Annotated in this window: 19 protein-coding genes; 10 read left to right on the forward strand and 9 right to left on the reverse strand. The window is 62.5% G+C overall.

Annotated features, from left to right (window positions below; translation table 11 throughout):
* The first annotated feature begins 98 nt into the window (after nt 1-98).
* From BOH68_RS06930 to BOH68_RS06940, 3 genes are all read left to right on the forward strand, one after another.
* On the forward strand, nt 99-1,112 hold the full coding sequence (locus BOH68_RS06930; RefSeq protein WP_077377046.1) for a zinc-binding alcohol dehydrogenase family protein: 1,014 nt from the start codon (nt 99-101) through the stop codon (nt 1,110-1,112).
* A 471-nt stretch (nt 1,113-1,583) separates the two neighbouring features.
* A complete protein-coding gene (locus BOH68_RS06935; RefSeq protein ID WP_077377043.1) occupies nt 1,584-2,102 on the forward strand; it encodes an RcnB family protein in 519 nt (172 codons plus the stop codon).
* Between the two features lie 231 nt (nt 2,103-2,333).
* Entirely contained in the window at nt 2,334-2,747 is a 414-nt protein-coding gene (locus BOH68_RS06940; RefSeq protein ID WP_170877439.1) for an RcnB family protein, read from the forward strand.
* Between the two features lie 138 nt (nt 2,748-2,885).
* On the opposite strand, the gene BOH68_RS06945 is transcribed toward BOH68_RS06940, so the two are convergent.
* The 7 genes from BOH68_RS06945 to BOH68_RS06975 form a co-directional block, all read right to left on the reverse strand.
* Nucleotides 2,886-4,289: an amidase gene (locus BOH68_RS06945; RefSeq protein WP_077377037.1), complete on the reverse strand. Its 1,404-nt coding sequence runs from the start codon at nt 4,287-4,289 to the stop codon at nt 2,886-2,888.
* The gene (locus BOH68_RS06950) at nt 4,286-4,969 is read right to left on the reverse strand and encodes a DUF2848 domain-containing protein (protein ID WP_077377034.1); all 684 of its coding nucleotides are present in this window, start codon (nt 4,967-4,969) and stop codon (nt 4,286-4,288) included. Before BOH68_RS06950 ends, BOH68_RS06945 begins: the two co-directional genes overlap by 4 nt.
* A gap of 113 nt (nt 4,970-5,082) precedes the next feature.
* Nucleotides 5,083-6,363, reverse strand: coding sequence for a TRAP transporter large permease (locus tag BOH68_RS06955; RefSeq protein ID WP_077377031.1), 1,281 nt, complete (start codon nt 6,361-6,363; stop codon nt 5,083-5,085).
* On the reverse strand, nt 6,363-6,968 hold the full coding sequence (locus BOH68_RS06960) for a TRAP transporter small permease subunit (RefSeq protein ID WP_054555982.1): 606 nt from the start codon (nt 6,966-6,968) through the stop codon (nt 6,363-6,365). Before BOH68_RS06960 ends, BOH68_RS06955 begins: the two co-directional genes overlap by 1 nt.
* 164 nt (nt 6,969-7,132) lie before the next feature.
* Nucleotides 7,133-8,179, reverse strand: a complete 1,047-nt coding sequence (locus BOH68_RS06965) for a TRAP transporter substrate-binding protein (RefSeq protein WP_258038283.1) — start codon at nt 8,177-8,179, stop codon at nt 7,133-7,135.
* Between the two features lie 92 nt (nt 8,180-8,271).
* Nucleotides 8,272-9,072, reverse strand: a complete 801-nt coding sequence (locus BOH68_RS06970; RefSeq protein ID WP_077377024.1) for a putative hydro-lyase — start codon at nt 9,070-9,072, stop codon at nt 8,272-8,274.
* A 215-nt stretch (nt 9,073-9,287) separates the two neighbouring features.
* Complete coding sequence (locus BOH68_RS06975; protein WP_077377021.1) at nt 9,288-10,190, reverse strand: LysR family transcriptional regulator; 903 nt, start codon at nt 10,188-10,190, stop codon at nt 9,288-9,290.
* A 138-nt stretch (nt 10,191-10,328) separates the two neighbouring features.
* On the opposite strand from BOH68_RS06975, the gene BOH68_RS06980 reads away from it, so the two are divergent.
* The 7 genes from BOH68_RS06980 to BOH68_RS07010 all read left to right on the forward strand — a co-directional run bounded on the left by BOH68_RS06980 (nt 10,329) and on the right by BOH68_RS07010 (nt 16,781).
* The gene (locus BOH68_RS06980) at nt 10,329-10,514 is read left to right on the forward strand and encodes a hypothetical protein (protein ID WP_077377452.1); all 186 of its coding nucleotides are present in this window, start codon (nt 10,329-10,331) and stop codon (nt 10,512-10,514) included.
* A gap of 162 nt (nt 10,515-10,676) precedes the next feature.
* On the forward strand, nt 10,677-11,606 hold the full coding sequence (locus tag BOH68_RS06985; RefSeq protein ID WP_077377018.1) for a LysR family transcriptional regulator: 930 nt from the start codon (nt 10,677-10,679) through the stop codon (nt 11,604-11,606).
* 125 nt (nt 11,607-11,731) lie between these two features.
* Nucleotides 11,732-12,607, forward strand: coding sequence for an MBL fold metallo-hydrolase (locus tag BOH68_RS06990; RefSeq protein WP_077377015.1), 876 nt, complete (start codon nt 11,732-11,734; stop codon nt 12,605-12,607).
* 359 nt (nt 12,608-12,966) lie between these two features.
* Complete coding sequence (dctP, locus tag BOH68_RS06995) at nt 12,967-13,995, forward strand: TRAP transporter substrate-binding protein DctP (RefSeq protein ID WP_077377013.1); 1,029 nt, start codon at nt 12,967-12,969, stop codon at nt 13,993-13,995.
* A 168-nt stretch (nt 13,996-14,163) separates the two neighbouring features.
* Entirely contained in the window at nt 14,164-14,739 is a 576-nt protein-coding gene (locus BOH68_RS07000; protein WP_258038282.1) for a TRAP transporter small permease, read from the forward strand.
* Nucleotides 14,736-16,013 (forward strand): TRAP transporter large permease, encoded by a 1,278-nt coding sequence (locus tag BOH68_RS07005; protein ID WP_077377007.1) that lies wholly within the window; start codon nt 14,736-14,738, stop codon nt 16,011-16,013. The genes BOH68_RS07000 and BOH68_RS07005 overlap by 4 nt, the downstream gene beginning before the upstream one ends.
* A gap of 6 nt (nt 16,014-16,019) precedes the next feature.
* Nucleotides 16,020-16,781 carry a M15 family metallopeptidase gene (locus BOH68_RS07010; protein WP_077377004.1) on the forward strand — a complete coding sequence of 254 codons (762 nt, stop codon included), beginning with the start codon at nt 16,020-16,022 and terminating at the stop codon, nt 16,779-16,781.
* Between the two features lie 113 nt (nt 16,782-16,894).
* On the opposite strand, the gene BOH68_RS07015 is transcribed toward BOH68_RS07010, so the two are convergent.
* Together BOH68_RS07015 and BOH68_RS07020 are read right to left on the reverse strand one after the other, a co-directional pair.
* Nucleotides 16,895-18,172: a Zn-dependent hydrolase gene (locus tag BOH68_RS07015; protein WP_254627160.1), complete on the reverse strand. Its 1,278-nt coding sequence runs from the start codon at nt 18,170-18,172 to the stop codon at nt 16,895-16,897.
* A 49-nt stretch (nt 18,173-18,221) separates the two neighbouring features.
* Complete coding sequence (locus BOH68_RS07020; RefSeq protein WP_077377000.1) at nt 18,222-19,043, reverse strand: FadR/GntR family transcriptional regulator; 822 nt, start codon at nt 19,041-19,043, stop codon at nt 18,222-18,224.
* Nucleotides 19,044-19,241 lie beyond the last annotated feature (198 nt).

Raw genomic sequence — 19,241 nt, forward strand, 5'->3', positions numbered from 1 at the left:
GTTTTTACGCTCAGTCCATGGAGTTAGCATGGTGTCATCGCTTCACGGCAAAGCCATTTAGCGCTGCCGTGACTGACATGATCTCAGGAGAGACTTTGATGAAAGCCATTGGTTACTACGCTGCCGGTTCCATCGATCGTGATGATGCCCTGGTCGATATCGAATTGGACACACCGGTCGCCACCGGTCACGACCTGCTGGTCAAGGTTGCCGCTGTCTCGGTCAACCCGGTGGACTACAAGATCCGCGAAAGCCGCGAGCCGGCCGCAGGCGAAGCTGCCGTCATCGGGTGGGACGCCGTAGGGGAAGTCGTCGCCGTCGGTGACAAGGTCACTTCCTTCGCCGCAGGTGACAAGGTCTGGTATGCCGGCGATATCACCCGCGCCGGTACCAACAGCGAATTCCATCTGGTGGATGAGCGCATCGTCGGCCATGCGCCCAGGTCCGTTGAGGTCCATGAGGCGGCTGCGCTGCCGCTGACCACGCTGACCGGCTTCGAGATGCTCTTCGATCGCCTGCGTGTCACCGAGCCGGTACCCGGCGCTGCACGTGCCATCCTGATCATCGGCGGGGCCGGTGGCGTGGGCTCCATCACCATCCAGCTGCTGTGCGCACTGACGGATCTGACCATCATTGCCACCGCGTCACGTCCAGAAACCCAAGCGTGGGTCATGTCGCTGGGCGCGCATCACGTCATCGACCACAGCCAGCCGTTGCCGGCGCAGATCGAGGCATTGGGCATCGGTGCACCGGCCTTCGTGTTCTCGACCAATTTCTCCGAGCACTACGCACCGCAAGTGGCTGAGTTGATCGCGCCGCAGGGGCGTTTCGGCATGATCGATGATCCGCAGACCCTCGATGTGGTGCCGTTCAAGGGCAAGGCCGTGTCCATCCACTGGGAGCTGATGTTCACTCGCTCACTGTTCACTACCGCTGATATCGCGCGTCAGGGCGAGATCCTCACCAAGGTGGCGGGTCTGCTGGACACTGGCAAGATCACCTCCACGGCAACGGAGACCTTCGGCACCATCAATGCCGAAAATCTCAAGCGCGCACATGCCTTGCTGGAAAGCGGCAAGGCCAGGGGCAAGATCGTGCTTGAAGGCTTCTGATCGAACCCACTGCTGAGGCGGTGAAGTGAAAGGCGTGCGGCCGGGCAACCGGTCGCACGCCTGTGTCCGGGAGAGGGGCTGCCAATATCCTGGTCAGCGACGAGCGACGAGCGACGAGCGACGAGCGCCGGGCATCGCTGGCGCATGAAGGCGCGCAGGCCATCGTACACGGCAACCCTTGGCTCCCTGACCGCCTCACGGGGTGAGTCGAGACAGTGGCGGCAGTACGTTGCCGAGATCCCGGGGATCACCTCTCATCTGGGTCAGGTGGGCGATATCTGGCGTCAAGTGCTTGTCAGGCATATAAAAGATCGTTCCGATGAGAGTTATCCGACCGCACATTGCGCTGCTGACGCGTTATGCTGAGAGGGGAGAACAGGGGGCCTGACACATCGCTTCCCGGGACCACTCATGGTTGTCTGAGCCGGGCTCAGGGCGCCAGAGGCATACAGCCTGACGAGGAGACAAGACATGAACAGGTGGTCATTGACGGGGCTGACTCTGGCGTTGGCGTTGTTGGGTGCCTCGGTGGTGCAGGCCGAGGCCGCGGATGACGGCAAGAGTCATGAAGAGCAGCTCAAGAAGAAGCACGAAGCGCTAGAAGGGCAGGCCAAGGCTGAACGCGTTCAGGCCGAGCAGATGCATGAGCTGAAGCAGATTCAGAAACAACGCCAGGCTGCAGAAGCGCAGGCGGACAAGGCGGTTGCGGACAAGGCTGTCCCGACCAAGGCCGTTGCGGACAAGGCCGCCCCGGAGACTCCTCCGGCAGGAAAGTCCGATGCGAAGGCAGCGTCACCTGGGCCTCTGCTCAGACGTGGCGGTCAGTTGCCCGATGCCTTGGCGTCTGACAAGGCGCTCTGGGTGGAGGACTGGCAGCGACATCAGCTACCCGAACCTAGCGCAGGTCAGCGCTGGCTCCAGCTTCGCAGCGGATTCGTCCTGACGGATATTCAGAGCGGCACCATTGAAGAGATACTGCTTGGGCCGTGAACCGCACTTCTGACATGGCACCCGTAACAGGATCTCGTCGTGTTGCGTGGTACCTCTGTCGGTAAGTCGCGACATCTGTGGGTATCTTGGCGACAACTTCGGTCACATTTTCGGGAAACGTGAAGAAATCTGCGCAGACTTGCAGAGTGCAGCGTAAGTCATCAGAATTAGAGAACAGTGTTTTCTAATTCCCGGTGTTGAACGTGCCCGGGCATGACGAGGAGATCGAAGATGCGCAACCGCACCCTGACAGTCTGCAGCATGGTGATTGCCCTAATGAGCGCCTCCGTCGCGCAGGCGGCTCCTGATGATCGTGATGATCGTGGGCAAGGCCAGCATCAGCAGCAACGCAAGCACTCTCAAGGCAATCAGCAAGTTCAGAAGCACCAGGCCAAGCAGCAACATGCAGCGCAAGGACACGGTAAGGCCCGTGCGGGGCATCATTCCGCTGGGCCCCAGCACTGGAAGCGGGGCGACCACGTCTCGCGCGATTATTACGGCAACAAGCGTTACTGGGTAAGTGACTGGAAGGCACACCACCTGTCCCGGCCGCCGGAAGGGCATCGCTGGTTGAATGTGGATGGCCGCTACGTTCTGACGGCCGTCGCGACCGGTGTGATCACGGCGATCATTCTCAATCAGTGATGCCGCCTGGACTGACAGTCCACTGACCACGCCATGGCATCGCACAATGAAAACCGTGTCATCAGAACCGTGTCATGGAAAAGGGGCCTCCAGATGGAGGCCCCTTTTTTCGTCTTGCGGTCAGCCGGGACAGCATCATCAGGCCAGCAGTGTCTCCAGCGCCTGGGCGACGCGCAGCAGCGCCACATCCTGGCCCTGGGGGCGTGACAGCATCAGGCCCAGCGGTTCCTCGTTCTGTGGTGCCGGCGCGGGAATCGAGATCGAGCTGGCATCCAGATAGTTGAAGACGCTGGTGTTGCGCAGCGCACGCTTGTTGAGCTGGGTAAATAGCGCGCCATCCTGCTCCAGCAGGTCACGACGCGGGGCACGCATGGCCACGGTCGGCATCAGCACCGCATCGACATCCTGCACCTGCTGGGCGAAGCGTTGCTGGATGGCGGTGCGCGGCCACAGGCGCGCCAGATACTCGCTGGCCGTGATGTCACGCCCGCCATTCAGGCGTTCGGCGATCAGCGGATCATACTGATCTTCATGGGCAGCCAGCAGTTCGTGATGCACGGCGGCCGCTTCCGGAATGACCAGGCCGCCGCGCTGATTGATGGCGTAAGCGGCCTCGATGGCCTCGACCGGCGCACGCTGGAGGCGAACACCCAGCCCCTCGAGTCGTTCCAGCAGGGCGGCGAAGTCGGCGGCTACATCGGCGTCCACTTCACTGACCAGCTCGCTCTCCGGCACCAGCAGTGTCAGCGGGCGAGTGAGGGGCGTCGGGTCAGCAACCTCACCGCTCAGGACTTCCCACAGCGTGCGACAGCAGGCGACGCTGGGCGCGATGGGGCCGATACAGTCCAGGCTCGGTGACAGCGGAAAGGCGCCATCTCCCGGCACGCTGGCCTGTGACGGCTTGAAGCCCGTCAGCCCACAGAAGGCCGCCGGAATCCGCAGCGAGCCGCCGGTATCGCTGCCCAGGGTCGCCGCGGCCAGCCCGAAGGCGACGGAGGCCGCCCCGCCGGAGGTCGAACCGCCGGTGATGCGCTCGCCATCGAAGGGGTTGGGCGGCGTGCCGACGTGCGGGTTGAGGCCAAGGCCAGAAAACGCGAACTCGCTCATGCTGGTGCGACCGGCGTGCAGAATGCCGGCGGCTTTCAGGCGGCTCAGCGCCGGAGCGTCCTGGTCGGCTGGGTGACTCTCTGCCAGTGCGCGCGAGCCTGCCAGCGTCGTCATGCCGGCCTCATCGAAGAGATCCTTGATCGAGACAGGGACCCCTCCCAGCGGCAACGACGTCGCAGCCGCCTTGAGTTGCTGCTGGGCCGCTGCCTGCGCGCTCATGACCGCGTCATCGCGGCTGATGATGCTGTGGCTGGCGGTCTCGCCCAGGGCCTGATGGCGCTCGGCAAGCACCGTGGCAGTCTGCTCGGGACCGAAACTGCCTGCCTGATAGGCGGCCAGCAGCTGCGTCAACGTACGCTGGCGGGGCGAGCGCGCCCAGAATTCACGGGCGTTGTCCATCTTCACGCGCTCAGCGCTCATGCCTTCATCACTCATGCCACCACCTCAAGTTCTTCCACCTCGTAACGGTGCTCGATGCGACGACCCGTCTGCGGGTCGATCAGGCGCATGGTAAAGCTCGGGCTGGGGCGGATGCCACCGATCGCCGGCACGGTACCGCACAGCAGCACGCTATTGGGGGCCAGGCTGCCATCCTTGGCGATGGCGGCGGGCAGGCGCTCCATCAGAGTGGCGACCGGCAGCAGCTCGGCGAGGGTGCCCTGCTGGTAGCGCACGGTCTTGCCGGCGTCCTCGATCTCGCTCTCGATCTCGAGGCTGTCCCAGTGATCGATGACCTCACTAAGCTTCCAGGCGTGGCGGGCAATCGGCTTGGCGCACAGCTGCTTGGATTCGGCGACGCCGACGGCTTCGAGCTTGCGGTCGGTGTGATCCGAGGCAATCGTCACCCAAAGGGTGCCCTCGGCGTCGCTGACCAGACAGGTCTCGACCTCACCGGAGCCTTCGCCGCCGAGCATCGCGACCTGAGAGGCCTGGGTCAGGGTCTCGCGGCTCACGCGGTAGAACAGCGGAGTCTGGGAGGGCGGTGCCACACCCAGCAGCTTGAGCTCGTCGATATGGTGCTGCACGCCCGCCTGGTCGCGTCCGGCCCAGCCGGCAATCGCGACGCGCTGGATATCAAGGGTGAATTCGCCGTTGTCATGGGTAAAGGTCAGCATGGTTTATCGCTCCGTTATCGGGGTTGTCGTTGTTCTTTGAAAAATTCTTGAATGAACGGTGGGGCGCCAATGACACCTGCCGGCTTGCCAGCAGGTGCCAGGCTAGAGCAGGTTTACAGTGCCGAAGGCAGCCACAGCGCGATCTGCGGGAAGGCCACCAGCAGCGCTGCCATCACCAGCATCGCGCCCAGATACGGCAGGGTGCCGATGATGACGTCGGCGAAGGCTTCGCCACGCCGTGAGGCCTGCACGATGTAGAGATTCAAGCCGACTGGCGGGGTGATCAGCGCCAGCTCGACGAACAGGATCATCACGATGCCGAACCACACCTTGTCGTAACCGGCCGCGACGATCAGCGGGGTGACGATGGGAATGGTGATGACCATCAGCGACAGGGTCTCGATGAAGAAGCCGAGCACGATGAACAGCGCGATCACCGCCATCAGCAGCGCGAAGGGACCCAGGTCATAGGCTTCGAGCAGGCCGGTGACCTGCTGGACCATGCCGGAGGAGGCCAGCGCGAAGTTGAGGAAGGAGGCCGCCATGATGATGAACAGGATCATCGAGGTGGTCTTGACGGTGCCGTCCAGCGCGCGGCTGATCATCGACAGGTTCAGCGAGCGGTTGATGGCGGCGAGGCCCAGTGAGGCCAGCACGCCGATGGCGGCGGCTTCGGTGGGCGTCGCCCAGCCCAGATAGATGGAGCCGACGATGACGATGAACAGCACCAGCAGCGGCAGCAGGAACGACAGGCTCTTGAGGCGGGTGCTCCAGCTCGCGCTCTTGCGCGGGCCCCCCAGCGATGGCTTCCAGACACACAGCAGCAGCGAGGCCAGCATGAACAGCGCTGCCAGGCCGAGGCCCGGTACCAGACCGGCCATGAACAGCTTCGGGATAGAGGTCTCGGTCAGGAAGCCATAGACGATCAGGTTGATCGACGGCGGGATCAGGATGCCGAGGGTGCCGCCCGCGGCGATGCTGCCGCAGAACAGCTTGGGGTCGTAGCCGAGCTTCTTGCCCTGAGGGAGTGCCACGGTCGAGACCGTCGCCGCTGTCGCGACCGAGGAACCCGAGGTCGCCGAGAACAGCGCCGAGGTAGTGATGTTGGCATGCAGAAGACCGCCCGGCAGCCACGACAGCCAGTGGTCCATCGCGCGGTAGGCCTTCTCGGCGATGCCGGCGCGCACGATGATCTCGCCCATCAGCACGAAGAGCGGAATCGCGATCAGCAGGAAGGAGTCCGCAGCAGACCACAGGTTCTGGCCCAGTGCCTTGGTCAGCGGGAAGAAGGAATAGAACTGGTCGATCCCGAAGGCGAGCAGGAAGAGGGTGACCGCAACGGGAATGCCGGCCAGCAGCAGGGTGAGGATACCTACCGAAAGAAAGCCCAACATCAGCGTGTCTCCTTGGTCGTGGAGGCCGCTTGGGCCAGAGCCCCTTCGCTTTCTCCGTGATCGGGGCCGGCCAGTGTCTCCAGCGTGGTGGTATCACGCAGACAGGCGGCAACGAGAACGCGCAGTCCCAGCACGCTGGTGGTGATCGCGAACCAGGCATAACCGGACAGCCACAGCAGCTGCGGAATCCACAGCGGTGTCGCCAACGGGGTATTGGCGGTGGAGCCGTTGCTCAGCGACTTGCCGAGCACCGGCCAGGCATTGATCAGGATCACCCAGGCCACCAGGTTCAGCGCCAGCATCGCGAGGATATCCAGAGTGTGGCGCGAGAAGGCCGGCAGCTTGCCATGCACGACATCGATACGGATGTGGGCACGCTCCATCAGGGTGTGGGATAGACCCCACGCCGAGAGCATCGCCAGCACATAGCCGGCATATTCGTGCACGCCGGGCAGCGGATGATTGAACAGTTGGCGCATGAGGATTTCCGCGCCGATGAAGACCACGACGGCCAGCAACAGCAGGCCCATCAGGCGTGCGGCGTGGCGCGATATCGCGCGTGTCAGGGACACGAGGACATCGAGTGCGTGAAGGAAGGAGTTCATGAGTCGGGTCCTGCTGGGGCGGTGAACGACGCTGATCCGTGCCAATCAGGCGAGGTGCGGGCGTTCAGCGCCGTGTCTCTGGGGAGCATGTCTGCCGTATCCGGGCAGGGCGGGGCTATCGGCCCCTGCCCACGAACAGCCCTTCGCGAGCAGGGGCCGGTGGATCACTCCGCGGTGGCGGTCAGGCCGACGACCTTGCCGACACTCTCGTTCCAGTCCGTGCGCGTCTCGGCATCGACACGTGCCGCCCAAGCAGGCAGGACGGTGTCTTCGAGCGCCGCACGTGCGCGTTTGGCATCGTCATCGCTGAAGTCGACCAGCGTCATGTCGGCGCTCTTGCCCAGCGGGCAATCGCCTTCACCGGTCAGGCAGGCCACGCCACGCGCGGTCTCGCCACGCGCGTTTTCCCACACCGGCGCGGTGAACTCGCTGTCCACCTGTTGCTGGATCAGCGTTTGGCTATCAGCGCTCAGGCTCTGCCACTTGTCCTGGTTGATGGCGGTGATCACGTAATCCCAGCCGCCCAGCGGCAGCGGCATCAGGTGGCTGGAGACTTCGTGCCAGCCGGCGCTGTAGCCGGAGAGCGAGCCGGTGACGGCGCAGTCGATCACGCCACGTTCCAGGGAGCCCGGCACCTCGTTGAAGGCGATGTTGAGGCTCTGCGCGCCCAGCGCCTCGATGAACTCACCGGTGGAGCGGCCGCTGGCACGTACCTTCTTGTCCTTCAGACCATCGAGCCCTTCGATCGGGGTATTGCAGAACAGCACCTGGGCCGGATACGGCACGATCGCCAGCACATGGCTGTTGAAGCGCTTGTTCATGGCGGTTTCAGCCAGTGGGCGGAAGGCTTCGGCCACCTTCTGGGCCTCCTCGGCCGTCGGAGCCATCATCGGCAGATCCAGGCCTTCGAGTTCCGGCGCGTCCGACACGGTGTAATCCGCCACGGTCATGCCGACATCGAAGACGCCATCGCCCAGGTAGCGATAGACGTCAGAGCCGGGGATGCCCATCTGGTCGAAGGTGGTCACCTGGGTGCTGAGTTCACCGCTGCTGGCCGCTGGCAGCGTCTCGCTCCAGAAGGGCTTCTCGAACTGACGGTTGAGCTCCAGGCTGCTCCAGCTGCCTACCACGTTGAGGGTGTCGGCAGCATTGGCGCTACCGGCAGCGGCGAGCGCGAGACCCAGGGCGGAGAGGGCAAAACGTGTCTTCATGGGAGTCACCATTGTTGTTGTGCATCTGGTGTTATCGAAAGAATCTGACGGTCTTGTCTGTTGCGGAGCAGGTCCGTGGCTCCCACAAGCGGTCATCCGTATTTGAGGCGATGATTGGGGATATCGGTGATCAGCATGTGGCCCGGGCTGTGTGCGATGGCCAACGGCAGGCGCGCATTCTCCAGCGCCAGTTGCGGCGTGACGCCACAGGCCCAGAACACCGGCAGGTCGCCTGTCTCAAGCGTAGGTGCATCGCCGAAATCAGGGGTGTTGATATCGGAAATGCCAATCAAGGCGGGGTCACCCAGATGGACGGGCGCGCCGTGGACGCGGGGCATGTCGGTGGTGATCTGGATGGCGCGAATGGCATGCGCCGCCGACATCGGACGCAGGGACACCACCAGGTTGCCGTGGAAACGACCGGCACTGATCAGCGGAATGTTGGTGCGATACATCGGCACGTTGCGCTTCAGGCGCGCATGGCGAACCTCGACGCCTTCGTTGAGCAGCGCCTCTTCAAACGAGAACGAGCAACCGATGGAAAACGCCACGAAATCGTCCTGCCACAGGGCGGCGATATCCGTGCGCGTTTCTTCAAGCTTGCCGTGACGGTAGATGTGATAGGCGGGCAGGTCGTGGCGCAGGTCGATGTTCTCACCGAGCCCTGTCGGGGCGGGAGAACCGACGGCCGTGACATCCAGCAACGGGCAGGCCTTGGGATTGGCCTGGCAGAACTGCAGGAATTCGCCGGCAGCCTCGGCTGGCAGGATGATCAGGTTCGTCTGGGCAAAGCCTGCAGCGATACCGCTGGTGTGGCTGGCCCAATGACCGCTACGGATCTGTTCGCGCGCCTCGCGGGGGGACGACGCGGCACTGAGAAGTGTCTGGGGCATCGTGGGGGCTTCTTGTGAAGTTGTTGTTGTCTGTCTTCACCATAAGAAGCACGCCCAGATAAATCCAATCGATTTTTATCGAGTCAAGCCATCGGAAATTCCTTTCATGTGGTGTGTGAAATGGCCCGTCGCAGGCCCGTGAGACGTGAGCGAGACAGGAAGCGTGGGAGCAGGAACATGGGGAATGCGAGAGCGTCGTTGGCAGACAGCGATGCTCAGGACAGGCGTAAATGCGCCTCCTGATCCTGGCGGGCGATCTCGATGGCCAGTTCACACACGCCTTCGGCGAGAGCGCTTTCCATATGGGTCGGCCAGGAGGCGGTGAAGGTCAGCTCGGGCAGGTCGCAGGGCAGGCTGAGCAGGGTGCCCTGGCGGATTTCCTCGGCGACGATGCGCGGCGGGATGGCGCCGACGCCCAGGCCATCCAGGGTCATGCGCACGATGGTCCACAAGGAGCTTGAGCAATGCAGCTTCACGTCATCGAGTCCCATCTGATGCAGCATGGAGCCAAGTTCATGGTGCGGCCGGCTGTTGCGGGCAAACGAGATCAGCGGCAGAGCATTCAGGCGTCGCAAGGAGAAGTTGTCTTCGGTGAAGCCAAGAGACGGGCTGGTCACGAAGCCCATCGTGTAGTTGCACAGAAAGCGGTTGAGCACGTTCTCCGCCGTGACCGGCCCCATCAGGAAGGCGAGATCGATATCGCCGGCGGTGAGCATGGCGGCAAGCCCCGGGGAGCTGTCGACTTCCAGTTCCAGGGTGAGATCCGGGTAACGGCGCGCCAGTTCGGCCAGAAAGCCGGGCAGCCAGCTGTGCGCCACGGTCTCCACGACGCCCAGTCGCAACACGCCCTGGAAGGGCGTGCTCAACGCCATCATGGATAGCGCTTTCTGGCGCGCTTCCAGCAGCGCCTCGGCGTGACGATAGAATTCGCGCCCCTTGAGAGTGGGCTGTACCGGTCGGCGAGTGCGCTCCAGCAGGCGGGTTTCCAGGGTGGTTTCCAGCTTGTTGATACGTTCGGAGATCGACGGCTGGGTCAGATGCAAATGCTGGGCAGCCAGTCGGAACGATCCCAGGCGGGTGATCCACACGAAGGCTTCCACTTCCTTGAAATCGAACATGGCCAGATCCTGTCTCAATGGATGATGCAACCCTGGGCCCACACTATCATTCGTTGAGAAATTGCGTTCTCTGCTGCTTGTGTTCCGGTACGATGTGAGGCATCAAGAGATGGTTGATTTTCATGAAAAGGAATGATGATGAAGACTAGTATGCGACTTGTCAGCCTGGTGATGCTGAGCACCTTTTTCATGGCGGGGTGCAGTTATACGCCGGCGCGAATCGATGCCGAGCCTATCATCGAAATCGGTGATGGACATCATGATCACAAGCGTGGAGGTGGCAGCTTCTGTCCGCCGGGGCAGGCCAAGAAAGGCAACTGCTGATCACATCGAATCACAAGGAGCCGCTCATGCGGCTCCTTTTCGTTGCTGAGCGCTTGTCGTGTGTCGTGACACGCCACTTCTCGAGTCGCTCGACTTGCCAGGACGTCTGAGGTGTCCTGAATCTGGCCTCATTCCCATCGCTGCCGGCAGGTACCGTATTCCATGCTCAATCCCAAGGCGCTGACGGCGCTGAATGAAATCATCCGCCGGGGTTCACTGCGCCGCGCGGCCAGACACTTGAATCTCGACCCTTCCGCCGTCAGCCGCCAGATCAAGCAGCTGGAAGAAGAGGTGGGTGTCGCGCTGTGCGAGCGCAGCGAGACGGGCATGCGTGCAACCCAGGCCGGCGTATTGCTGCTGGATCATTTCCATCGTCAGCAGGCGGCGGAGGCCGCAGCGCTCTCGCAGCTGAGTGCCCTGCAGGGGCTGCGTAGCGGTGAGGTGAGAATCGCGGTGGGCGAGGGCTTCATCGCCGATCTGATCTCGCTGCCCTTGCAGAGCTTCATGGCGCGTCATCCCGGTATCGAAGTCGTGGTGCGCATGGCGGGGGTGAATGAGGCGACCGAGCTGTTGCGCGACTTCGAGGTGGATATCGCGCTGCTCTACGCCCCGCCGGTAGACCCGATTCTCTGCTGTCATGTGGAGACCTGCCAGCCGTTGGACCTGATCGTGCCGGCGGCACATCCGCTGCTCGAGATCGGCAAGCCATTGACGCTTGCACAGGTGGCGGATTGGCCACTGGCATTGATCGACGAGTGCACCGGCATGCGCCAGATGGTGAATCAGGCGGCGCAGCAGGAGCGGGTCTCGCTGCGCGCGCAATTGCGCACCAATTCCGTCTCGGTGCTCAAGAACTTCGTGAGATCAGGGATCGGTGTCACCTTCATGCCCGAGCTCAGCGTGGTGGAGGAGTTGCGGCGTGGCGATATCTGCCTGCTGCCGATGCAGCATCCGGCCCTGGCACAGACCCGCGCGCAGATATGTACGCGGCGCGGGCGTGAGATGACGGTGGCCGTCGAGGCCTGCCTTACCCACCTGCAGCAGGGATTGCGGTTCTTCACCGCAGACGCGCCGCGCCTGCTTGGCAAGTGACACCCGCTGGACAGCGCCGCGAGTGGGTCAATCCTCGGCGCATCCAGTCTTGACGGCTTCTCGTATCAGAGTCTGGGCATAGTGATATCTCACGACAACAACACCTGATGCGAGGATTTCCTCCGATGCTGAGCCCCCTCAAGACACTACTGGCGCTGGCAGCGCTTCCTTTCAGTCTGCAGGCCCAGGCCTATGAGATAGAACCTCTCGGAGAGGGGCTCTATCGATTCATCGATGATCGCCATCGCTCCGTGTTCATGATCACCGATCAGGGCGCGCTGGTGACGGACCCGATGAATCATGCTGCGGCGAGCTGGTTGAACAACGAGATCAAGCAGCGCTTCGATACTCCGGTTCGCTATGTGGTGTATAGCCACAACCACAGTGATCACATCTATGGCGGCGAGGTCTTCGACACGCCTGATACCACCTTCATCGCGCACCGGCTGGCAGCTCAGGATATCGCCAACACCCGGGCGAAGGCCGTACCGCCGGATCTCGTCTTCGAGGATGAAATGACCTTGCGACTGGGCGGCAAGGAAGTCCAGCTGCGCTATCACGGCCCGAATGACGGGCGCGGGTCGATCAGCATGTACTTCAAGGACCACACCACGATGTACGTGGTGGACTGGATCGTCATCGGGCGCATGCCGTGGCAGAAGCTCTGGAGCTATGACATCCAGGGCATGATCAATTCGACGCGTGAAGTGCTGGAATATGACTTCGACACCTTCGTTGGCGGGCATGCCGAGATCGGTGATCACGCCGATGTCGAACGCTACCTGACCTATCTGGAGTCACTGTATTCCCAGGTGACGGAGGGCATTCTTGCCGGCAAGTCACTGGAGCAGATCCAGCAGGAGGTCGATCTCTCCGAGTACAGGGATCTGGCTCAGTATGAGGAGTGGGTCGGTCTCAATATCGAGGGCGTACATGAACGCCTGATGGAAGAGTCCGGCATGGGCTGGCGCAGTGATCTCAAGGGTGAGCATACCCACTGACGATGTAGCGCCTCGTTCAGCCCTGCTTCGCTCAACACGGCCTAGTTCAGCACGGCCTCGCCGTGTCGTCGAAATGGCCCCGAAAGCTCCGGTTTTCGGGGCCATCCTGGTCTTTGGGTACGTCAGGTCTTTGGATATGTCAGGTCTGTGGGAACGCCAAGTCAGAGATGAGCTTGTCAGGTCCAATGGGTGTGGACGAAAAAACAACACTCGCACGATTGATTAGTCTACAGCGACAACGCTACTTTCGACGTGTGAGGGTAACGCCCATCACCTGGCCGGCCACAGTGCCATACCCCCGGGACGGCGTTTCTCCCGCTGCATACCACCGATATCTACAAAAACAAAAGGGAATCCACATGTCCTTGTCCAAGACATCTCTGCTGCGCAAGACGCTTACCGGTTCCACTCTGGCGCTCAGCCTGCTGGCGGCCAGCGTGCAGGCCCAGACCATCAATCTCAGCTACAACGGCGCACCGGATGCCGACAAGAATGCCGTGCACGTCTTTGCCAGCAACCTGAAGACGCTGGTGGAAGAGAAGACCGATGGTGAGCTGGAGCTCAAGCTCTACCCCAACAGCATGTTGGGAGAGGAGCAGGAACGCATGGAGCAGGTCATCAGCGCACCGAGCCTGAACATCGCCTCCTTCGCGGGCATGGCCCCCATCGTGCCGGAAGTCTATGTCAGCGCCACGCCGTTCATGTTCGACGGCTTTGATGAGGCGCGTCGTTTCTTCGATGAAGGTCAGTACTGGCAGCAGGTGCAGCAACTGTTCAGTGAGCGCACCAATGGCGCCGAAATTCTGGCCGTCGTGGAGGAAGGGGGCTTTCTGGCCTTTACCAATGACAAGCGTCCGATCACCAGCCCGGATGACTTCGAGGGGCTTCGCTTCCGCGCGATGGACCCGAGTCAGGTAGCGCTCTACGAGGCCTTCGGCGCCTCGGGCACGCCGATTCCGTGGACGGAAGTCTACATGGCGCTGCGCACCGGGGTGGCGGATGGTCAGATGAACCCGCCGATGTACATCCTGCTGGGCAGTCTGCAGGAAGTGCAGAAGTACCTGACGCTGGCCAACATCCAGTACTCGGATCAATTCCTGGTCGCCAATGGTCAGCTGCTCGAGAGCCTGTCTGATGAAGAGCGCACGGCACTGCTCGAGTCAGTCAAGGAAGCCAATGCCCAGGCCCGTCAGGACAACCAGAGCCAGGTCGAGTCACGCATCGCCTTGCTTGAAGAGCAGGGCATGCAAGTGATCCGCCCGAGCGAGGCAGACCTCGAGGCATTTCGCAGCAAGGGCCAGCCGGCCTACCTCGAGTGGCTCAAGAGTCAGGACATCGCACCAGAGCTGATCGATACCGCGATGAAGGATGCCGGTCTCTCTTCATGAGGGGCATGTGAGGCGCGCGGTTTCCACAGTGCTCAAGTGCCCGGGCGCCTCTCGACGTGAGAGCGCCCTGGGCCTGATGAGCTGATGGTGCAGTTCCCCCGTTGCCCGGGCAATGTCGTCCGGGCATCGGGGCTCTGATTCTCCCTCCTTTCTGGTGGATTGCGGTAAATGACTTCCATGACTCCTTCACGACTGTCTTCCTTCAGGGAAGGCCTGCTGCATGCCTGTGGCCGCGTGACGCTGGCGCTCGCGGCGATGCTGCTGGCTTCCACGGTGCTGATCATGCTCTACGGCGTGGTGATGCGCTATGTACTGGGCGGCGCGCCCATCTGGGTCGATGAGCTGACCCGCTATCTCATCATCGCCAGTGTCATGCTGGCGATCGGCGTCGTCTGGGCAGAAGGGGCACACATGCGCGTGGCGCTGCTGGAACGGCGTCTGCCTCCGCGCCTGGCCAGGGGGCTGATCCATTACCAATGGTGGCTGACGCTCGTATTGATGACGGGCGCGACCTGGATGACCTGGCACTACGCCATGTCGGCGAGCATGTTCCGCACCATGGGGCTGGGCATCAGCCGCAGCGTGCCGATGCTGTCGATGCCGATCGGTTTCGCGTTGATCACGGCCCAGGTGCTGCTGCATGGCCCACGGCCGCTGAGATCCCAGACACTGGAGATCGCACCGGACGAGGAGGCCGCCGACCTTCCGGCGCATGATGACAGGACAGGAGGGCCGCGCACATGATCTGGGCAATGCTGGCCATCTTCGTTGTGCACGTCCTGCTGGGCCTGCCGCTGTTTCTCTCCCTGCTCGCCACCGCCGTGACCGGCTTTCTGTTCATCGATATCTCGATGCTGGAACGTCTCGGACCACAGCAGTTCTTCGGTGGCATCAATGCCTTCTCGCTGATGGCGATTCCGCTGTTCATCCTTGCCGGCAACCTGATGAACATCAGTGGCCTGACCGAACGCCTGATGCGCCTGGCGCGGCTGATGGTCGGGCATCTGCGCGGTGGCATGGGCCACGTGAACGTCGTCTCCAGCGTCTTCTTCGCCGGCGTCAATGGCTCGGCGGTCGCCGATACCTCCGCGCTCGGCTCGTTGCTGGTGCCCGCCATGCGCAAGGAAGGCTATTCGACGTCCTTCGCCGCAGGCCTGACCGCAGGCAGCTCGTTGATCGGGCCGATCATACCGCCCAGCATCTTCATGATCCTCTACGCCTCGCTGACCAATACCTCCGTGGGCAGCCTGTTCCTGGCCGGGGTCGTGCCCGGACTGGTATTGGCGGTGGCGTTCATGGCGATGAATGCCTGGTATGCCCGTCGCCATGGCCTGCAGGCGCGCGGTCAGGCACCGGCACGCAGTGAAGTGATCTCGGCAATCATCGGCGCGCTGCCGGCACTGGTCGCGCCGGTGATCATCGTCTCCGGTATCGTGCTGGGCATCGTGACCCCGACGGAATCCGGCGCCTTGATCGTCGCTTACGTGCTGCTCTGCGGGTTGTGTCAGGGGCCGCTCAAGCTTGTCGAGGTATGGGGTGCCATCAAGGATACGGCGCGTCTGACCAGTGCCATCTTCGTGATCATGGCGGTGTCGTCCATCGTCAGCTGGCTGCTGTCCTATGCCCAGGTGCCCAATCAGTTCGTGGCCCTGCTGACGCCCTACATCGACAGCCCGATCTTGATCCTGTTGCTGCTCAGTGCCATCACCTTCGTCACCGGCATGTTCATGGAAGAGGTCTCGGCGCTGATGCTGCTGACACCGATCTTCGTGCCCGTGGCCATGGCCGCCGGCATCGACCCCGTGCATCTGGGTGTCATCATCACGCTCAATATCACCATCGCGCTGATCACGCCGCCGATGGGGGCCTGCGTCTTCGTGGCCGCCGCGGTCAGCAAGCTCGAGATCACCTCACTGTTTCGCACCATCTGGCCCTTCGTGCTGGTGGCAGTCGCGGTACTGCTGATGCTGATCGTCTTCCCGCCCTTAACTCTGTGGTTGCCGACCCTGTCTGGATAACACCTCATGACGTCATCACTGACTTTTACGCCTCCTGCCATCCCGAGTCATGACGAGCCGGATTGGTCGCAGGTGACCTGCATTCCCGTGAAGGGCTGTGACAGTCCTCTGGTGCCGACCAGCCTCGGGCCGTCATGCCTGAAGGTCTATCCCGCCTACGCACGCCTCGGCATTCCCGGGGCGGTCAATGAATGTCTGGTGCGGCGTGCGGTGTATCAGCGTCTGCTGCAGGCTGCACGCGCCTTGCCGGAAGGGCTGTCGCTGGTGGTGATGGATGGCTGGCGACCCTGGCGGGTACAGCAGTATCTGTTCGAGACGCTGTATCAGTCGCTCAAGACGCATGACCCCTCGCTTTGCGAGGCCCAGCTGCTGGCGCGTACGCGGGAATTCGTCTCCTTGCCCAGCCGTGATCCTGACGCGCCGAGCCCGCACCTCACCGGCGGTGCCGTGGATGTCACGATCTGCGATGCCGATGGCTTGCTGCTCGAGATGGGGACGCTGTTCGATGAGGCGACACCTGAGTCCCACGCGGACTATTTCGAACGTCATCCGCCTGGCGCAGACACGCCCCAGGCTGAGGCACGCTACAACCGGCGGCTGCTCTATCACGTCATGACCCAGGCCGGTTTCACCAACCTGCCCAGCGAATGGTGGCACTTCGACTTCGGGGATCAGCTCTGGGCCTGGTACCGGGGCGAGCCCGAGGCACTCTTCGGTCCGGCGGAGATGGACAGTATCGAGAGTCTCTGGAAGCGGTCTCTGCAATAGCGACTCATGGCGGGTCGCACGGATTGGCCATGCACAGCGCCAGACACAAGACGCCCCGCTCGATGACCTCTCGAGCGGGGCGTCTTGTCATCCTGTGCAAGGGAAATCACGCCTCAGCTGACGATCTCGGCCTGATCGAGCATGGCGTGGAAGAGCACGTTGCAGCCGGCGTGCAGGTCCTTGGGGGCGGCGTTCTCGATCTCGTTGTGGCTGATGCCGCCTTCGCAGGGGACGAAGATCATGCCGGCGGGGGCGATACGGCCCATGAAGATGGCGTCGTGTCCGGCCCCGCTGACGATGTCGAGATGCGAGTAGCCGAGCTGGCTGGCGGCATTGCGCACCGCGTTCACGCAGTTGTCGGCGAAGTGCTCGGGGACGAAGTCGGCGGTAGGGGTGAGCTCGAAGGCCAGACGGTGACGTTGGCTGACGGCTTCGACCACCTCTTTCAGCTCCGCGACCATCGCGGTGAGGGAGTCGGGCTCCAGCGAGCGCAGGTCGATGGTCATGTTGACCTGACCCGGGATGACGTTGCGAGAGCCCGGATGGACCTGCATCACGCCCACGGTGCCGCGACCGTGCGGTGCATGCTCGATGGCGATGCGGTTGACGGCGACGGTGATCTCGGCCGCCCCGAGCATGGCGTCCTGGCGCAGCGACATGGGTGTGGGGCCCGCATGGGCTTCCTGGCCGGTCAGCGACAGATCGAACCAGCGCTGGCCCAGCGCGCCCATCACCACGCCGATGGTGGTCTCTTCATCTTCCAGGATCGGGCCCTGCTCGATATGGCTCTCGAAGAAGGCGCGCACGTTCTCGCGGGGGATCTCATCGCTGCCCCGATAGCCGATGGCATCCAGCGCTTCGCCGGCGGTCACGCCATCCGTGTCCTTCTGGGCCAGCATCTCGTGCAATGACAGTTGGCCGGTATGCACGCCGGACCCCATCATGCAGGGCGCGAAGCGACAGCCTTCCTCGTTGGTCCAGACCACCACCTCCACCGGGCAGCGGGTCTTGATGTCGTGCTGATTGAGGCTGCGCAGCACTTCCAGTCCCGCCATCACCCCGAAGCAGCCATCGAACTTGCCGCCCGTGGGCTGGGTATCGATGTGGCTGCCGGTCATTACCGCCGGGGCGTCCGGATCGGTGCCGGCGCGGCGCGCGAAGATGTTGCCGATGGCATCGATACGGATCGTGCAGCCTTCGGCCTTGCACCATTGAATGAAGAGGTCGCGCGCCTGGCGGTCCAGTTCGGTCAGCGCCTGGCGGTTGACGCCGCCCTTGGGCGTGGCGCCCAGCTCGGCCAGGGTCATCAGGGATTGCCACAGGCGATCACTGTCGGTGCGCAGCTCGCTCAGGGTGCTGACGGGGGAGGTATCCATCTGGGCAGTGGTCATCGATTTCCTTCCTCTCGTGAATATTGTTCTTGTGATGTGTCGTGCGGTTTCAGGCTCTGCTGTCGGCCATCAGCTGCGCCGGAGTGACGAGCAGCTGGTCGGCCATTTCCACCTCGAGGGCCGTCATATGGTGCTCGGCATCCTGCATGTGCTCCGTCATGAGCTGACGGACCTGTTCGTGATCCTGCTGGCGGAACGCCGTGATCAGGCCGGTGTGGTAATGCTGATTGGCGGCATCGAACTGCTTGCGCTCCGGGAGATAGGCCTTCTTGATGACGACAAGCTCGTGCAGCATGTCGTTGAGGAACTGGCACATGAAGCTGAGCAGCGGGTTGGGACAGGCGCGCGCCAGTACCTGATGGAACTCGATTTCCAGAAAACGCTGGCGACGCTGGTCCTCGTCCTGTGGCTGATGGCAACTGCAGTCACTGACATTGTGCTCGAGCGCCACCAGGTCTTCTTCGCTGAGCAGGCCCACCACCGATACCGCCATCTCGACTTCCAGCAGCCGACGCAGCTGATAGACCTGGGCGCCATTGAGCGTCTTGAAGTGCAGGAAGCTTCTCAGCATGCGACTGGCGGGCTCCATGCTCGGCGCATTCAGCACGGCGCCGCCATTGGGGCCCGTCTTCAGCGTGATCAAGCCTTCGACTTCCAGAATCTTGAGGGCTTCACGCAGCGTGCCCTTGGCGCAGCCGTATTGCGCCATCAGCGCCTTCTCGTTGGGTAGCCGGTCACCTTCACGCAACCCGTCACGCACGATGCTGCGCCTCAGATCATCGCTGATCAGCTCGGCCAGTTTCTGGCGTTTGGGAGCGCCAGAGCCATTGCTGGTGCGTGACGTGATCAGTGGTGGAGGCGATGTCGGCATGCGATGTCCTGAGCGGAGGCGAGTCATTCATATTTATTCGTATAAATAAGCTTTAGTCGCGGACTCGAGCGCTGTCAAACCCGCAATGCGAACGTGAGCGTCGCGAATTCGATCAAGGACATGACGCGTCGCATCAAAGGCTGCGCATTGGCGAAGTTCCGGGTGGCAGTCTTGAAAAGCGCCTGGTCTGACATAAGG

The organism is Cobetia sp. MM1IDA2H-1 (assembly GCF_002916775.2).
Classification (GTDB): domain Bacteria; phylum Pseudomonadota; class Gammaproteobacteria; order Pseudomonadales; family Halomonadaceae; genus Cobetia; species Cobetia marina.

Bases quoted from the DNA above. Each gene is read 5' to 3' on its own strand.
- BOH68_RS06930 (WP_077377046.1), top strand. From the start codon at position 99: ATGAAAGCCATTGGTTACTACGCTGCCGGTTCCATCGATCGTGATGAT.
- BOH68_RS06965 (WP_258038283.1), bottom strand. From the start codon at position 8,179: ATGAAGACACGTTTTGCCCTCTCCGCCCTGGGTCTCGCGCTCGCCGCT.
- BOH68_RS06945 (WP_077377037.1), bottom strand. From the start codon at position 4,289: ATGAGTGATGAAGGCATGAGCGCTGAGCGCGTGAAGATGGACAACGCC.
- BOH68_RS06990 (WP_077377015.1), top strand. From the start codon at position 11,732: ATGCTGAGCCCCCTCAAGACACTACTGGCGCTGGCAGCGCTTCCTTTC.
- dctP (WP_077377013.1), top strand. From the start codon at position 12,967: ATGTCCTTGTCCAAGACATCTCTGCTGCGCAAGACGCTTACCGGTTCC.
- BOH68_RS06960 (WP_054555982.1), bottom strand. From the start codon at position 6,968: ATGAACTCCTTCCTTCACGCACTCGATGTCCTCGTGTCCCTGACACGC.
- BOH68_RS06935 (WP_077377043.1), top strand. From the start codon at position 1,584: ATGAACAGGTGGTCATTGACGGGGCTGACTCTGGCGTTGGCGTTGTTG.
- BOH68_RS06970 (WP_077377024.1), bottom strand. From the start codon at position 9,072: ATGCCCCAGACACTTCTCAGTGCCGCGTCGTCCCCCCGCGAGGCGCGC.
- BOH68_RS07015 (WP_254627160.1), bottom strand. From the start codon at position 18,172: ATGACCACTGCCCAGATGGATACCTCCCCCGTCAGCACCCTGAGCGAG.
- BOH68_RS07010 (WP_077377004.1), top strand. From the start codon at position 16,020: ATGACGTCATCACTGACTTTTACGCCTCCTGCCATCCCGAGTCATGAC.
- BOH68_RS06975 (WP_077377021.1), bottom strand. From the start codon at position 10,190: ATGTTCGATTTCAAGGAAGTGGAAGCCTTCGTGTGGATCACCCGCCTG.
- BOH68_RS06955 (WP_077377031.1), bottom strand. From the start codon at position 6,363: ATGTTGGGCTTTCTTTCGGTAGGTATCCTCACCCTGCTGCTGGCCGGC.
- BOH68_RS06940 (WP_170877439.1), top strand. From the start codon at position 2,334: ATGCGCAACCGCACCCTGACAGTCTGCAGCATGGTGATTGCCCTAATG.
- BOH68_RS07000 (WP_258038282.1), top strand. From the start codon at position 14,164: ATGACTTCCATGACTCCTTCACGACTGTCTTCCTTCAGGGAAGGCCTG.
- BOH68_RS06985 (WP_077377018.1), top strand. From the start codon at position 10,677: ATGCTCAATCCCAAGGCGCTGACGGCGCTGAATGAAATCATCCGCCGG.
- BOH68_RS07020 (WP_077377000.1), bottom strand. From the start codon at position 19,043: ATGCCGACATCGCCTCCACCACTGATCACGTCACGCACCAGCAATGGC.
- BOH68_RS06950 (WP_077377034.1), bottom strand. From the start codon at position 4,969: ATGCTGACCTTTACCCATGACAACGGCGAATTCACCCTTGATATCCAG.
- BOH68_RS07005 (WP_077377007.1), top strand. From the start codon at position 14,736: ATGATCTGGGCAATGCTGGCCATCTTCGTTGTGCACGTCCTGCTGGGC.
- BOH68_RS06980 (WP_077377452.1), top strand. From the start codon at position 10,329: ATGAAGACTAGTATGCGACTTGTCAGCCTGGTGATGCTGAGCACCTTT.